7 protein-coding genes and 2 pseudogenes are annotated in these 17,472 nt (G+C 37.2%); all 9 read right to left on the bottom strand.

The features are described 5' to 3' along the window. Nucleotides 1-478 precede the first annotated feature (478 nt). The 9 genes and pseudogenes from D0T53_RS13615 to D0T53_RS08500 all read right to left on the bottom strand — a co-directional run bounded on the left by D0T53_RS13615 (nucleotide 479) and on the right by D0T53_RS08500 (nucleotide 17,462). Entirely contained in the window at nucleotides 479-703 is a 225-nt protein-coding gene (locus tag D0T53_RS13615; RefSeq protein WP_370457809.1) for a T9SS type A sorting domain-containing protein, read from the bottom strand. Nucleotides 704-775: 72 nt separating this feature from the next. After that, nucleotides 776-3,109: pseudogene (locus D0T53_RS13610) on the bottom strand (family 43 glycosylhydrolase); the annotation flags it as partial. A gap of 9 nt (nucleotides 3,110-3,118) precedes the next feature. Continuing rightward, nucleotides 3,119-3,892, bottom strand: a pseudogene (locus D0T53_RS13745) (immunoglobulin-like domain-containing protein); the annotation flags it as partial. Between the two features lie 336 nt (nucleotides 3,893-4,228). Continuing rightward, on the bottom strand, nucleotides 4,229-5,899 hold the full coding sequence (locus D0T53_RS08525; protein ID WP_163266848.1) for a RagB/SusD family nutrient uptake outer membrane protein: 1,671 nt from the start codon (nucleotides 5,897-5,899) through the stop codon (nucleotides 4,229-4,231). 20 nt (nucleotides 5,900-5,919) lie between these two features. Further along, nucleotides 5,920-9,093: a SusC/RagA family TonB-linked outer membrane protein gene (locus tag D0T53_RS08520; protein WP_163266846.1), complete on the bottom strand. Its 3,174-nt coding sequence runs from the start codon at nucleotides 9,091-9,093 to the stop codon at nucleotides 5,920-5,922. Nucleotides 9,094-9,118: 25 nt separating this feature from the next. Further along, entirely contained in the window at nucleotides 9,119-10,675 is a 1,557-nt protein-coding gene (locus D0T53_RS08515) for a fasciclin domain-containing protein (RefSeq protein WP_163266844.1), read from the bottom strand. A 39-nt stretch (nucleotides 10,676-10,714) separates the two neighbouring features. Beyond that, entirely contained in the window at nucleotides 10,715-12,535 is a 1,821-nt protein-coding gene (locus D0T53_RS08510; RefSeq protein ID WP_163266842.1) for a fasciclin domain-containing protein, read from the bottom strand. A gap of 11 nt (nucleotides 12,536-12,546) precedes the next feature. After that, nucleotides 12,547-14,136 (bottom strand): RagB/SusD family nutrient uptake outer membrane protein, encoded by a 1,590-nt coding sequence (locus D0T53_RS08505; RefSeq protein WP_163266840.1) that lies wholly within the window; start codon nucleotides 14,134-14,136, stop codon nucleotides 12,547-12,549. 23 nt (nucleotides 14,137-14,159) lie between these two features. Beyond that, on the bottom strand, nucleotides 14,160-17,462 hold the full coding sequence (locus D0T53_RS08500) for a SusC/RagA family TonB-linked outer membrane protein (RefSeq protein ID WP_163266838.1): 3,303 nt from the start codon (nucleotides 17,460-17,462) through the stop codon (nucleotides 14,160-14,162). Nucleotides 17,463-17,472 lie beyond the last annotated feature (10 nt).

Here is a 17,472-nt window from a genome sequence, read left to right as displayed (position 1 = left end):
TTAATGAGTGTAAAAATATAAATATTTTTTCTTATCGAGGGGGACATAATCGTGCATAAGGTGGTACAAATCGTTCAAAAAAATACATTTTAGGTACTTAGCGCCACAAAATAATTCGAATCTGAATATTTCATCTATGCATCCCCATAAATATAGAATTGATACAAAGTGGTAGGATTTGGAAGAATACTTATTCTATCAATATAGAATTATACATGGCGTACACCCCTCTATAAAGCCTGTTATTAAAAAACCTGACATTCCTTACAACTTTCATCTTTTTTTATACTCTATAAACTAATTGTTGTAAACCGATAAAAACCTGACAATATTAAAGAACATTTCACAGTCATTATTCATTATTTATATCCAATAGATTACCCTCCATACTAAAGATAAAAACAACCCCGATTTATCTAAAAAAACAAGGCGGTTAAGAAAACTCAACCGCCTTACACTCGTATATACTAAAGTTTACTTATTCCTTTATAAACATCGAATGTTTAGTTGCACCTTCTTTTGTTACAGTTATCACATAAACACCCTGAGGCAATACCGAACAATCTACTTTATTGTCCGATATATTTTTACTCATAACCAAAGATCCTGCCGTATTATAAACCTTCACATTCAAATCTCCGGACAAAGATTCGGCATTTATGTTCAGAATATCTTTTACAGGATTAGGATATACCAACAGCACATTTTTATCAGAACCTTCAACAGCATACGGCTCAATAGAAGTACCTCCCTGCCCTAACTTCGAAACTCCATCTAAAGTAGGTTTAGTTTCTTTTATACTTCCATCTGCATTAAATTCCATTTTGTCGATACAAACCTCTCGATAGTTTCCGGGTTTCGACATTGTAATGCCTTTAGGACGAGAGATTCTGTGGTATACAACATACCATTCATCTTTATTTGGTATCTGCAATATTGAATTGTGCCCTGTTCCGTAAATAGCTTTAGAGTCGTCTCTTTGAATCACTATATTATTTGTAGGTATAGTTAACACTCCTAACGGTGAATCGGAAGTCGCATAACGTACTTTATAATTTGCACTACCCGTATCGTCTTGCGACCATGTGAAATAATACTTACCATCGCGATAGAAAACGTATACTGCTTCGCGGAAAGTAGAGTTAGGAGTCATTACCTTAATGGTTCCTTCTTTAATAGACATCATGTCGTCGTTCAACTCGGCGCCAGCCATATAACCGTTACCCCAATAAATATAGCTTTTACCCGTTACAGGATCGGTAAATACATCAGGATCTATTTGCTGCCCCGAATTTGTAGGACTACTGTAGATAAGAGGTGTTGTTGAAGCAACAAACGGTCCGGTTGGGTTACTTGCCACTGCCACACCTATTTTTTTAGCGCCACCATCAAGCCCTCCGCTGAAATAGTAGAAATATCTGTATTCTCCATCAATTTCTTTCTCGATGATACATGGAGCCCAAGCGTTCCCATTAGCCCAGGTAAGTCTGTCGGTATGCATATCAATAATAACACCCTCGTCAGTCCAATTTACCAAATCATCAGAAGAGAATACCTTGAAATAGTAACCGCTCCAGCTGTCAAATCCGTCACTTGTAGGGTAGATATAATATTTCCCTGTTTTTTTCGAATATAATACCTCCGGATCGGCATAATAACCGTCCAGTACCGGATTATGGTCTACAGCAACTGTTACTGCATAGTTTACAGTAGTTGCACCAGACGAAAGAGTGTAAGTAACCGCCCCAGCGCTAAAGTCTTGTGCTCCCGCAGGTTGTACATCCACTCCCGCTAAAGATTTCAATTGAGGATCGAAAGAGGTTATATCAGTTCCTGCTTTCACAGGTACATACACTATTTTATTGGTATTATTAATAATAATATTACGGCTTTTCACATCAGGCGACAAGACACCATCAACAATAACATTTGAAGCTTTACCCCATTTAGCAGCTAAACGCTCAGCTTCTTGCGCAGTGATAGGGATAACCGTGCCATGACGGGGATGGAAATCCATTTCAACATCAGCGTCTATCACTTTAAAGTTGTCAAGATTGGTACTTTCAGTAAATTGATACTTTCCTGAAGTATATAAATCGTACATTAATATATAATAGTCACTGTCTATCATTTTAAATACACACGAACCTTCAACCGCTTCTGTTGTTTGTTGCAAATACTGGTCGTTTTCGATCACATATGGTCCCGTAACATTATCCGAAACTGCTTTTTTAATACCATTTCCACTACCTTCGGTCTTGAAAAACATGTGATATTTTCCGTCTTTATAAATAATATCACCGTCTATAGTCGACGTAGGATAGTCGAACAATACTTGAGGCGTAGTTTCTAATGTTGTAAACTCGTCGTTTGCATACGAGTAGTAAATAACATCTTTAGCATCGCCCGAACGCATCGACCAATAAACCATATATTTGCCTGTTTTCTCATCGTAAATAGTTTGAGGAGCCCAGCAACGGTTTATAGTACTGAATGCCGGGAATAGTGTGGCAACATTCACTTTACTGTGAGTCCAGTTAACAAGATCGGTCGATTTCAAGAAAACCATTGCATTGTTACTGCTCCAGCCATTACTCGACTTCATGTCAGTAACCACCATATAAAATGTATTGCCATCGTGACCTCTTAAAATGTGTGGATCGCGAACTGCCTTTTTCTCACTGATTGAGTCGGAGCCGATTACAGGATTACCACTGTTTAAGGCTGTATATTTGTATCCGTTATTACTTAAAGCAAATCGGATAGACTCCTCATTTCCTGTGTTACCGGTGAAATAAGCGAACATGTATGCCGAATAGCCTTCGCTTTCGGGTATTACTATGTCAAATTCTCGTGTTTTGCTTACATCTCCTTTAGTTGCAGTAACAGTAAGTTTTACTGTTAAACTGCCCGAACCTTTAGCAGGGAATTTCAACACTTCGCCTTTATCCGACAAATATTCTGCATTATCCGATTTCCACGAGAACTTAGCGCCCTCTATTCCAGCCGAAGGCAAAGAAAGGCTTTGGCGAAGAGCATTCAAATTCTCAGCGAAAGCTATTGTAGCTAAATCACGGTCTACGCTTCCTTCATCATCAAGCAAAGGCATAACAGTTGCGTCAAATTCTTTAGTTTTAGTTTTCGAACCACTTGTCAGTGTAGCAGTTAAACGCACAGTTGGAGCCTCGTCGCCAGCCCCAAGAGTGGGACGCTTTACGAAACCCTCATTCGATATATAGGCAGTATTGGACGAAGCCCAACTAACCAATACTCCATTAGACATTGCCCGCGGTAGCTTTATATCGGAATACACTGCATCCAGATTTTCCAAGAGCAATTCGTCCCACGCTTCATCTATTCGCGCTACATGTAAAGCTTCTTCCAAAGTCTCTGTTTCAGAAGCCATTGTAGTTATAGTTTGTGCGTCCAACGATTTGTTGTATATACGAAAATCATAAACTAATGTATTTTTCAAATAGTTGTCAGCACTAAAATGCGGACGTCCAATCCAGTTATATTTAGTTGCTTCGCCAATATCGCTTGGTTTGTTCGATGCTGTTCCCGATGCTATAACTTGTCCGTCGACATAAAGTTTTCCGGCAGTACCACTTTGAGTATATACGACGTGCTGCCATACACCTTTAGTAGCTGCTGCTCCTTTTTGTATTCCAACTTTTTCGTTACTCCATCCTCCTGTCGATTGGGCATATCGCTGAGCATTTACCCTATAAGCAATGTATTTTCCACTAGTTTGGCCGCATGCTGCACTTGTCGAAAAAGCCCAAACAAAATTTCCGGCACCGGTTATGGTTACATTCGGATCAATATAAATATAAGTAGATACAGTAAAATCGCCAAGAGAAGAGATTAAACTGCCGATAGCAGTTCCCATGTCCAAATATCCGTTTTCTGTACCGAGACTCAAGACATGCAAATCGCCAACCTTTTTAATTGAAGCATTGTTATTCAAGGTTGCTGTATATCCGTTTCCCGAATTGTCGGCAACACTATTTCCCGTTACATTGGTAAACAGATACTGTACTTTTAGCGAGTCGTTCTGCCCCGATAGGAAACCCGGAAACAAAAGTGTTGCTAATAAAATAAAGTAAAAACTTTTTTTCATGGTTTATTATTAAAATTTAGGATTGATTCTGCATAAAATTAAAGAAAAATCCTTCATTTAAAATGTCTTATGAAGGATTTTTCTTTAAAAGTGTATTTTTACGTTTTACTCCTCCGGAAACGGTATAAAGAAATTCTCTTTATTCCTCAGCTTAGCTTTAATTGTTTCGGCATCGGCCGAAGGAGTTGAAGACATCAATCCTCCCGTATTTGTAAATTTCTCAGCTACAATATTCGCCAGATAATCTATATTCGGGCTATCGGCATCGTCAAACCGCCTTAAAGCTACGCGCACCAAGTCGCCCCAACGATTTCCTTCGTAAGCCATTTCAAGAGCAGCCTCTTTCAATATCATGTCCTCAACATACAACATAGAATCTTTTGTTGTAACAACTGTAGAAGGGATAGTTATAGGCTTCAAATCCACACGCCCTCTAACTCCGGCTGTTGTATTATACAATGTATGATCGAAATTAGTAATGTATGTCTTCTCGGCCACCTCGCTCTGATTTACGTACAACGGGTTTTCTAAAACCGTCTTCTTCACTCCATAATTCAATGCAGCCAAAGCCAAAGTTGGTTTTCCAAGCCTATTTACAGCCTCGGCATATCGTAAGTGAACAAGAGAAGCACGCTCCAATATCAATCGGCCCATAGCCGTGTTCGTTGAATCGTATCCAAACTTATTGATATATGCATCAGTAGTAGTTTTATCTTTTGCTCTTGACAACTGCGATCCTCTTTTCCATGACACATAACTTCTAAAATCGCCATATATATTGCCATTAATATAGATATTAGTTTGCTGATCGTACCAATAATTTATAGAAGCAGAACTAGGTTTAAGTTTATAATCATCAACAAACAATTTGGGAAGTTCGTTCTCGTAACCGTAAGTCGCATGATAATACATACCTGCCATTACCTCTACCAAATTTGAATTATTTATATTTGTAGCTGTCGGACTAAAGATATCCCCCCAGCTAACTCTTACTCCTCCCGAAACATAATATTCGATAGGGTAATAAGTATCACTACACAAGTAACCATAATTCCCTTTTTCCATAACCTGTTTGTAATAAGTCGCTGCCTCGGTATATTTATCCTGCCACAAGTATAACTCTCCTAACAAAAAATCAGCGGTTGGAATCATGTATTTCATATCAATAGCATCAACATATCTCAATGGTCCGGGCACATGATGCACTTTCAATAATTGATCAATCAGTTTATCTATAATTTCATCTTTCGAAACAATCGGATAAAAATCAGGATTTAACGCATCTTCTACATTTTCGATAGGTTTTTCGCTATATCTTACATACGAATAGTTTTTCAACAGTTGAAGATATGTCCATGCTCTAACCCTCACTGCTGCTGCATAGTCGGGTAATAAAGCGCCCTTAGAAGCGAGTGTATCCATATTTTCGATTACATAATTACAGTTATTGATAACCGTATAAAATGGACGAACATCTATATATGGATTTTTACTAGATATATTAAATTCATTTATTTCGCGCAGATACTTGTCCGAGTAATTTGTTACGTCTACCAAATCGCCACGCAGCTCCCCTAATATCACATATTGAGACCCTAACTTCTGCATCTCTGCTAAAATGCCAAATAAGGAGAATACAGAGTCGTTCGGATTTGATAAATCGTTATCGTCTTTCTCTATATATTGATTGTCTATGTCTGTATCTAATAAGTCATCGCACGAAGGAAAGACCAAAGATAAAGACAGTACAATAATTAAAAATCTTAATGTTTTCATATTTCTATATTGTCAATAAATTATAGATTGATTTTAATTCCTGCCATAAAAGATCGACCTTGCGACAACAGTCCAGTGTCAATACCTTGTAAAACAGGCAAACTAGAACTGCTAAATTCAGGATCGGACCCTAAATATTTAGTAATTGTAAACACATTATTAGCAGAAGCAAAAACAGTTAATCCATCAATAAAAGGTATCTTTTTAGGCGAAGTCCACGAAAGAGTTACATTTTTCAACCGTAAGAAAGAACCATCTTCAATCCATCTATCCGAAAACCGCGAGTTGCCTCGTACATCGTCATAGGTCGCTCTTGGCATATTTGTTACATGTCCTTCACCTCTCCAACGGTTAAGCACAGAAGTCGACTGGTTGTTAAAGCCAGTCATCGACTCGATATTTGCCCGTTGATAGTTATAAACATCGTTACCATATACTCCGCTAAATACAAAGCCTAAATCGAATGCCTTATATGTAAAGTTTAAAGCAAAAGATCCATAAAAATCAGGATTAGGATCGCCAATAACCTGATTATCCTCTTCGTCTATATAACCGTCTCGGTTTACATCTTCAAAATGTATATCTCCGGCTTCGAACGAATAGATATCCGTGTTATTATAATAGGTTTTCAGGTCTGCATCCAAAGCGTCTTGCGTTGTAGCAAACACTCCTTTCGTTTTAAGTCCGTAAAACACACCTATAGGTTGTCCAACTTTGGTTAGAACTGTTGCTCCAGCATAACTTGTCAGTATATCCTTATCAGATGTTAATACAGTTACCTTGTTCTTATATTTAGCAAAAGAAGCCCTTGCATTCATTTTGAAATCACGCGTGTCGATTACCCGAACATTCAGAGCCAACTCAAAACCCTTATTCTCCAACTCTCCACCATTAACAAGTATCGACGATTGCGAACCGGCTGTTGATGATGTTGTTTGCAGTGTAAGCAAATCTTTAGTTTTATTATTATATACATCGGCCGAAACAGACACACGATCATTAAACATAGAGAAATCTAATCCTAAATTTGTTTTAGTAGTTGTTTCCCATTTCAGGTCTTTATTATTCAAACTATTAATAGTTAGTCCCATATAATTCAGATAAGGTGCCGCACCAAACGATTGAACAGTTCTGGCACCACCAAAGTCATCGCTTCCAACAACACCAAGGCTAGCTCTTAACTGAAACAAATTGAGAAAGTCGAAAGACTCCATAAAACTTTCCGAAGAAAGTTTCCACATGGCACCCACAGATGGAAATACACCATATCTTTCGTCTTTTCCTGCTCTGGATGTTCCATCGCGGCTTATGCTTCCCGATAAAATATATTTATTCCTTAATGCATAATTAGCTGTTATATAAGCCGAAGCCCATTTCCAATTCTCTTTGTAAGAATTAAGTACCCTATCCAAAAGATCATTCGATAAATATATCTTGTTATTTGGAGAGTTATGCCCATATCCGCCTATACCTTCAAATGTATTCGACTGGTAACGTAATCCAACACTTGCATCAATTTTATGTATATAGTTAAATACTTTTCGGTATTCGGCCGAGAGCCCTCCGTATATACTTTGAAATTGAGTAACATTACTTGACGATAGATTCTTTCCCTCTTTATCATTTCTTAGTTCTATAAGAGAGAGCCCCCCGCTGGCTAAAGAAAAAGTTTCTTTTAGCTTATCAAAGTCGTATGCAAACACTCCACTAAGTTTCAAATCCGAACTTAGGTCATAAGCCAATTTTGCATTCAGATTAAGCCTGTATTGATTGTTTTCTCCCGTACCCCTTTCGATTAATGCAATAGGGTTACTGCGCCCCCAAGTATCAACACTTTCCAGCGCAGAAGATACATGCCCGTTACGCCCGATAATATATGGAGATACCAAAGGCGATTTTATTAACGATATATATGTTGGAGAAGTACGTTCAGAAACACCATCGTCCATCAAATACTTATTAGTTTGGCTATATGCAACACCTAACGATAGTAGCAAATCTTGTGTAAGAGCTAAATCTCCATTAAAACGGGTGTTAAACCTGTTAAAACTCGATTCTTCTATTGTATTCTGAGCATCCATATACCCCAAAGAAATTGCATATTTCGCAATATCATCTCCTCCCGTAACATGGATATGATAATTCTGAGTCATCGCATCTCTATACACCTCGTCTTGCCAATCTGTATTATTATGATACTTGTAATAAGTCGATTTTGAGGGATCATCATTCATATAAGGTAAATCGTTAATTTTCTGAGACGAATACCCTACATTTACCAGTTGTTCTGTCAGATAAGATCTATACTCCTTATTATTTAATACCGGAATTTTTTTAGGTGAAAGATTTACACCCCACGATGATGTAAAAGTTATCTTCGAAGGTATTTCTTTTGCTCTCTTTGTTGTAATACTAATTACCCCGTTAGCACCCTTCACTCCATAAAGGGCATACCCGTCCTTAATTACTGACATATCTTCAATGTCCTCGACATCAATGTTGGCCAAAGCATTGATATAGTTGCCCGATATTATCGATCCTCTATCCAGTAAAGTCTCATACGGAATACCATCTATAACAATTAAAGGTTGAGAAACTCCTGTTATAGAGTTATACCCCCGGATAAACATATTCGCCCCCATTCCGGCCGAACCAGAACGTGTAATTGAGCGAATTTCGCCCAACTCGAATTGCATCCTCTCTTCTAACGAAGTAGTTGTTACCGGATAAAATTCTTTCATATATGAATTAGAAAAAGGAGAATTAATGTTTTCACCCTTACCGGCAATGCCTGTACCCTTTTCATGTATCGAAGTAAATACACTACTTATCAGCTCTATATCAATCTGAGAGCGTCCTTTCACAGCAATTTCTTTGGTATGAAAGCCCCAAGCTTTAACCTTTAATACTTCTGTTGCAAAAGGAACTTTAATACTGAATGATCCGTCTTCGTTAGTTATGGCCGATGCATAACCTTCAACTTCTAGTTCGGCAGCATTTACAGGGTCTTTTGTTGCTGCATTAATAACCTTACCACTTACTTGTATCTCCGAATCCGATTTTCTTATTACACTGCTTTTTGCTTGAACCGAGGTGGTATCGGCATCCTGAGCCCATGCAGAAGAAGCAAAAGAGAAACCGAGAAACAGTAGAGTGAATCCGGATACTATATTTCGTTTATTTTTAAAAAACATATTTTTCCGCTTATTAGATTATTTATTAGTCTTCACTTGGAATTAAATAGATACAATCAATCCTGAATGAACCCGCATAGTCAGGTGCTTTAGACCGACGGTTTAGAGATGTACGAAGTCCAACCTTTCCGTCAAAAGAGGGTAGCTCTACACCCCTTCCAACCAATAATGTTTCCATATTTTCAGGATCAGTCTCATGTGCTGTCATTAGAGTTATTGTTTTCAAAGATGTTCCACTTCTATATACCAAAGCAAAATCTATTAAGGCTTTTTCTCCTACCAGCGAAACATCTTCTGCTATAGCAGGTACAATTCTGCAATAAATATCGTATTTTGCCGAAACGACTTTGTTCTCGCCAAAATAAATATCATATCTGGGGTAAAGAGTAGATTGCATCTGGCTAATTTTCACATAACCATAATTAATAACCGATGCCCACTCGTTGGATGGAAAACCTGTTGAAATATTACCTAACTCAACGTAATGTTCTTCCCTGTCTATGGAAAAGTACTCAGGATTATATATACGAGGCTTATAATATGTATTACGAATATCAAGATTCAAATTGTCTGTTATCAGCAAAGTACCATTACTGGTTGTAACCTGTTCGCCGTTAAGTATATTAGCTGGGTTATGAAAATAAAAACCTCCGCTTGATAAGATAGAATCCTGAGCTAAAAGCGTATTATAATCTTTTCGGTAGATCATCGCATTCAGAATAGCCCTGTTAGCCCGAGCATCTGTTACCGAATCGGCATCCAGCTTACCTGTTGGTCCTCCGTTCGATTTAAAATACGAAAGATATTCCTCATATTTAAGCTGATACGCCTCATTTGTTGGAGCAATACATGTATAAATACTGTCTTCGGAATACAATTGTCCCAATTTTTTCAATAAATTATTCTGAACAACCCATACGGTATCATACAATTTATTACCATCCGAATCGTACCCTAAAAAGTCGCTCCGGTTTTTATCCATATAAGTAGAGTCAAAACGGTTCACATAATCAAACATCATAGTAAGATTATTGTTGGACTGAATATTTTCCCAAATATTTTTTAAGTAAGGAACCCTTCCGTCAATTATATGCAAAACTCCATTTGTACATATCTTATTTACATGATTGTTTAAAAGAGATATGTCTCCAAAAGTATAGTTACCGGCTCCATGTTTATCAAAAGCAATATATTTACCATTGACCATTGGAATACGGGCTGCTTGTACCTCGATAGGAGATGTTGAATAAAGTGCATATGCAATATGATTAGTTACAATAGACTTAATATTAGCCGAATCTTCTGTTGTTAAATTGTCTAACGACACACCAGCCAAAGCATCATCATCAGGAGCCCATACAGTGTATGTATCCAGTCCTCCTAACCGTTTCTCCAATCCGCTGATTTCTACCATTTTCACAAACTTACTCAGTTGCGGATATGACTTCATTGTAGTCAACAAGTCAGATCCATTAACTTCTGCATTATTGTCATAATGGTCATCCCATTCATCATTACAGGCTGTAAAAACCTGTAAAGCAACCATTAAGATGGGGATTATTATATAATTATATTTCTTCATATTATTAATCTGAATGTATATTTAATGATTTCCTTATTATCAGTCTGTTCCTTCATTCTCTATTTGATCTACCGGAATCCACTCTACGAAGTTGAGTGATAACTGACCGGGTTCGACTGTTTTAAATCGAAGTGTGTGTTTCTTCATTTCAGAGAAATCATAGATACCAATAATTCTTCTCATTCGGTCGGTTGTTGTATACGTTGCCGCGGTTCCCGACTCATTTGTTATATTCGAGGGGAAAGGCATAAAGCTATTATTATACATAACTTTACGAGCCGTTTCTTCGTCCATTCCTGAAGTACCATAGTCTTCGCCCGGCCCTAAATTTAAAGGAACCCCCGATGGCACACCATCAAAATATAATTGAGCCATTCCACGATACTGGTTCGATGTAAATCCGAATCGAATTTCCCATTTCCCCGGCGGAATAGGAGGCAAAGTAAGGGTTACATCGTAGCGAGTCGACGAAAAAACTGTTAAATCAGTACATTGCTCATTAGCAACATATCCCATACCAATTAAAATTTCGTCATACTGATGTCTTATCCAATAAGTATTGTAATCATATACAGGAATTACATACCCCCCCTCTCCTCTCATAGTGAGATTCTTGAAATACTGTTCCGAATTTTCAAATACACGAGGGAATTCACGTCTTACTTTTCCTCTGAAATTTCCATTCATTAGCTCTGGTAAAAAACTGGCAACATTAAATCGCATTTTTTTATTGAAATAACGAACCTGATCCGGAATTTCAAGTATACTCTCTATTTCGTGAATCATACCATTGTTCGACATAATGTTCTTGCGGGAATTGTCGGTAGTAAATGCAGCTCCTTCGTTAATAACAACTCCATTTTCAATAAATCTGTTCAAATGCATTCTTCCTGTAAAATTTCCCATTTGTAACAATGTATTTTCACACATTGTTTCTACAATCTCATACCCGTCTTGTTTTACAAAGAAATTCATATCCGTTTCATCATAAATACGGTCAAGACAGTGATATGCCACAAATCGGTACAATCCATTTGTAGGGCTTGTTATATCTCCTTTTCCGTCGTCATATCTTCGCTTCAGATCTTCGAAATTGTAAATTCCTTCATTTTCATAAACCTCATTGCTTTCTACAAAAAGGGTATATTTATAATAACGAGGTATAACAATTATTGCTTTATCAGTAACCCTCTCGTACGAAAACTCTTGCGAATCGAGATATTTGGTCAACTGACTTGCTATGCCGGTTTGTACAAGTGCTTCGTAAAAAATACTATAGCGCCCCTCATACTCTTCGTTGTTAATTTTCTCGGCTGTATTATCCCTATCTCGTTTTATAACAGCATCAATAACATGTATAACCCCATTGGTGGCTTCCAGGTCTCTTTCTAAAATTTTAGAGCTTCCATTTATTATGTACGTAGCACTAACCCCCGATTCTATTTTACAGATAAGATCATCGCCGGCCATATTAGAAGTAGACAATCGGTCGCCAACCATATTTGCCGTAAAAATTGAATCCCCTTCTATTATCTGATATAACACCATATTTTTTAATGTATCAACCGGAATCTCATCAAGAGTTGCATACTCCGAACTATCTACATATGCAATAATAGCATTATTATTAGGGGCAAAGCAAGTATACAAACCATACGAATCGAGTAAACCCTCCATTCCTGTTTTCTGTAGTATTTCATAAAACATCGAAAACGTTTCGGGCTCTTCTCTGATATATTGCGCTACAGTTTTACCTTTCGCTGTATAGATATTATCGCCAACATCATCTCTACATGAAGAAACTAGCCCGACAATAGCTAACATTAAAATGAGTATATATTTAAAATGTTTTTTTTCCATAAAACAATTATTTAGTTTATTACTATTGTAGATGACGTTTCGTAGAACGGATTCTGAATCATTTTTGTATTTGTCTTCATCTCTTCTTCGGGTATTGGCATATATCTAGCCCATTCGCTTTTAAATTTCGACTCGGCCAAAGATCTATATTCGATTGGAATATTACGAAGTACAAAATCATTGAATACCCGCATTGGATTAGCATCGCGTCTTGATGTGCGTAGTAAATCGAACCAGCGCTTGCCTTCGAACAAAAATTCTTTTTGTTTTTCGAGCAAAATCAAGTCTAAGAAACTCTGTTGAGTATTGTAATTCTCAATTTTCAATTTTTGAATTTCCAGAAATGTAGGATGCGAGCGCATAAATATTTTATTTACCAATTCTAAAGCCTCTTCTTTATTTTCATCAAAGTTCTGCATAACCAAAGCCTCTGCTTTCATAAAATAAATTTCGGGTAAACGGTACAAAACCCAATTAGCTCTGGTGGTTTCACTGCTTACAAATTTATTGATAGATGCAGACCCTGTAACCGATGACAAACTGGAAGAGTAGGAATAGAGTTGCCTTATATCGGCATCATCTACAGCTTCGTTTATTGTAAAAATTGCATTTAACGACCAGCCTGTATTATCTTCCAGAGGAGCTCTAAAATGTTCTGTTCTTCTATTCGAGCCATAGCTTTCGAATAAAACATTATTTACCTTTCCTTCGCTCGAAGACCCATACTGAAACTCGAAGATACTTTCTGTTGAATTTCCGGTTTTAAAAACTGGAAAAATCCAATGATCAAGTGATGAATTATATAATTTAATTGTTTTATTAGCAAGAACTCTGTTACAAGCTTCTTCGCATTCGGGATACATTTCAGCCCACAAATACACATCGGCTTGCAAAGCAGCTACCGATGTTTTTGTAAACCGTCCTTTGTCATAGTCGTATGAACTATTATTATCATAAGAGTTATATGCCTTATCGTAAGCCCATTCCAAATCGGTTATTAGTTGTGTAATAACAGAAGCTTCCGACACTTTGGGCACATCTGTTTCATCATCATTTGTTCTGAAGCCTTTCAATCGCAACGGAACTTCTTTATAGGTGCGAACCAAATAAAAATACATAAGCGAACGTAAAGCCAAAGCTTCTGCCTTATAAGCATCTACTTCTGCTTGCGACATATCTTCTACATGATTTAGTACCAAATCGGCATTATCGAGAAATATATTACAGTTATTTATTACTGTATAAATCGGCGACCATGAAGCTAATCGGTTCGAGTATGAAATATTGCACGTCATTACCCGCGATTCATCTGTAGTAATACCTCCCCCTGTTGTCAAATTATCGGCACGTAGTTCACCCCAAAGAATCATTAAACCTACAGCTCCTTTATACCATGTAGGGTTATCTACTTTCCAATCGTCAATAGCCGACCTGTAACAGCCAGCAATAGCATCATTCAGATCTTCTCTGGTTTTCCAGAAATCTTCATAAACTATCATATCCTTTGGCCTTGTATCCAACCAATCATCAGAACACGATGATAGGCCAGCAGCTATTGCAAAGAAACAGATTATAATGTTTGTTAATCTTATATTTTTCATATTAACTTAAATCTCTAAATGAATTAAAATCCAATTGTTACACCAAAAGTAACATCCTTACTTCTGGGCGTTTTAGATGAGTCATAACCAATTCGAAACGGATCATCCTTTGATGCAGCATATCCAATTTCAGGATCAACTCCTGTGTAATTTGTCCATATTGCGATATTATTCATCGTACAGTAAAATTTAAGATCGGTTAATCCAAAACGCTTTATCCAAGCTTTTGGTGCTGCATAATTTACTGTAAGATATTTAAACCTTAAAAAAGAACCATCTTCCACATATCTGTCCGAACCTAGCCAGTTATACCCCACATTATATAATGCTCTTGGCATATCAGTCACATCGCCATCTTTACGCCAACGCCAGTTTACCGCTTTACTCTGGTTATCACTGCCATGCATATTTTCCAAATACATTCTGGCCTGATTTACAATATCATTACCATATCTGAAGTGGAAGAATGTATTCACTGACAGGTTCTTGTATTTTAACATAAAGCCAAAACCTCCATTCAGCAATGGATTAGCATTACCCAGATATACAACATCCAATTCGTTAATAACTCCGTCATTATTTATGTCTTCATATATAGCATCTCCTCCTTTAAACTCATATTCTGTCGAACCTGCGTAGTTAAACATCATTGGCTTAGGCTTTCCATATTTATCGTAAATAACATTGCCATTAGCATCGCGAGCCACAGGTGCATTTTCCTGAACACCCTCAATGTAATCGTTATATTGATATACACCTTTATAACGATAACCATAGAACGAACCTAAGGCATTTCCAATAACAATCTTCCTCAGATAATCTCCATTATTCAACATATTACCCGATGTTAAATCTATTTTATCAGAGAGTTCCTGTATACGGTTTTTGTAATTCGACAAGTTAAAGTTGAAATCCATCGAAAAATCTCCGGCCTTAATAAAGTTTGGCGCACGCATATTAAATTCCCATCCATCGTTATCCATTGTTCCAACATTCATATAAGCCAATGTTGAGAATCCTGTCGAAGTTGGAATTTTTATATTCTTAAACAACAAGTCTTCTGTTCTTTTATGATAAACGTTTGCATCGGCAATTATCTTTCCTCCAAACAATTCTAAGTCAAAACCTAAGTTGTATTGTGTTGTTTTTTCCCATTTCAAATTATTCAACTGTACGTTCGATTGATAAATTGCAGGCATATCCATATAATTACCATCGTAATACTGATATTTGCTGAAATACAGGTAATCGCTGCTAGGTGCATTTCCTGACACGCCCCAACTCGGGCGTATTGCTAACATATCTAAGAACTTAAAACTATCCATGAATTTTTCATCCGAAATAATCCATTTTGCCGAAACTCCGGGAAAATAAGCTACCCTGTTTCCTTTTCCAAAACGAGAACTAACATCACGTCTTAAAACGGGGTCTATTATATACTTTTCTTTATAAGCATAGTGAGCTGTAGCAACTATACCATAGTTTCTCGATTCCCACGAGTAAGACTTCGACTCTTCAAGGAATCCACCACCAACAGACTCCATATTGGAAGAAGGAGCTCTATTGGATTTGAAACTTTGAGAATACCCTTTTCCAATATAAGTTTGAACAGAACCATACAACATGAATGAATGCCCTTCGGGTAAACGAGGTTGCCATGTTATGTTGTTATTCAGGTTTATATTGTTAGAGGTATCATCACCTGTTGTAGACGAGTTTATCTCTGTTGCGGTATAATGTGCTCCCGAAACTTCTTTTGGTAAGAAAGCTGTAGTTTTTACTGTGTTTACGTCAATCGACACTTTTGACCTGAATCTTAGCAAGCTTTTTTCCGGATCTAAAATATCAAACTGTAATTCAAAGTCAGGAACTACACGATATGTTTTCACATTATACTTTGCTAAATTTACCAAAGCTACAGGATTTATCATATCCCTTTGCGCTGCTAATAAGTTTGAGTTACTTCTGTCTATATTGAAATAAGCTCCTGTACTATTACCATTTTCGTCGCGGGCATATACTGGTACATTCGGCATTTTCCTTAGGGCATAATCCAACACCTCTTTTCCATCATATACATAGTTTCTATCGTTATCGCTATATGTGTAGGCTACTTCTGTTGTGAAATATAACCTGTCGGACATCTTATACCTGATATTTGATCGATTTGTGAAACGGTTTAGTCCTTGTCCCTTAATAATTCCATCTTCTGTTAAATAACCGAACGATATACGATAATCTCCACGCTCGCCTCCTCCTGCTATTGAAACATTATGATCGTGTTTCCACGATGTTTGTTTAATCTCGTCAACCCAATCGGTATTATTATTATAATTCCAGTAGAAAGCCGTACCATCATTTATATAACTATATTCGGGTATATCCGAATCGCCAGGACGAAGTTTTGAATTAAGCATAGCTTCCTTCATCATCATAGTATACTCATCTCCGTTTAATAATGGTATCCCTTCGGGCATCCATGCTGTAGTAACACGATAAGAATATTGAATACGGGGTTTTCCTCTGGCACCCTTTTTAGTGGTAATTTGTAATACCCCGTTTGCACCTCTCGATCCCCAGATAGCTGTAGATGCAGCATCCTTTAATACAACAATCTCTAAGATATCATCCGGATTCACATTCAGAAGATCCGCATACTGTTCTTCCCTTGCAGCCGTAAAATCGAAGTCGTTACTTATCGTTGTTTCGTAAGGCACACCATTAACAACAATAAGTGGTTGAGCATTATTATTAATAGTTGAAGTTCCCCTGATACGCATAGACATACCACTACCCGGAGACGAAGAGTTGGAAACAATATCCAATCCACTAATACGTCCCTGTAATGCATCTTCTATCGACGAAACTTGTATTCCTTCAAACTCCTTCGTATTGATTTTTTGCATTGCTGTAGAAATCTCACGTGTAGGAATATTCATGGAACCGGTATTCGTTGTTTGACGAGCTGTAACAATAACTTCAGTCAATTGATTTTCTTCCTTCAACGACATGTTAATTGTCCTCTGTTTTCCAACTTTCACTTCTCGTTTAGAAAATCCTATGTAGTTAAATGTAAGTTTACTATCCTCACTTTTTACTTTTATAACATAGTCTCCTTCCAAGTTAGTCAACGTACCTCCAATTACACGGTTATTTTTGTCAATCTCACTCACAGTTACCGATATTAATTCTTCGCCATCGGTAGCTGATGTCACCTTACCTCTTACTATTATCTCGTTCTGAGCCGTAGTATAAAAAACAGTCAGAGCAAAAAAAGCAATAATAAAAGTAGTCGCTTTTCTTAAAAAATTATCTCGTATTATCATGTTATAGTAT

It is taken from the genome of Dysgonomonas sp. 216, from assembly GCF_010501065.1.
Lineage (GTDB): Bacteria > Bacteroidota > Bacteroidia > Bacteroidales > Dysgonomonadaceae > QVMM01.
Note: the sequence above shows the minus strand (reverse complement) of the source record. Positions and strands in the feature narration are given on the sequence as shown.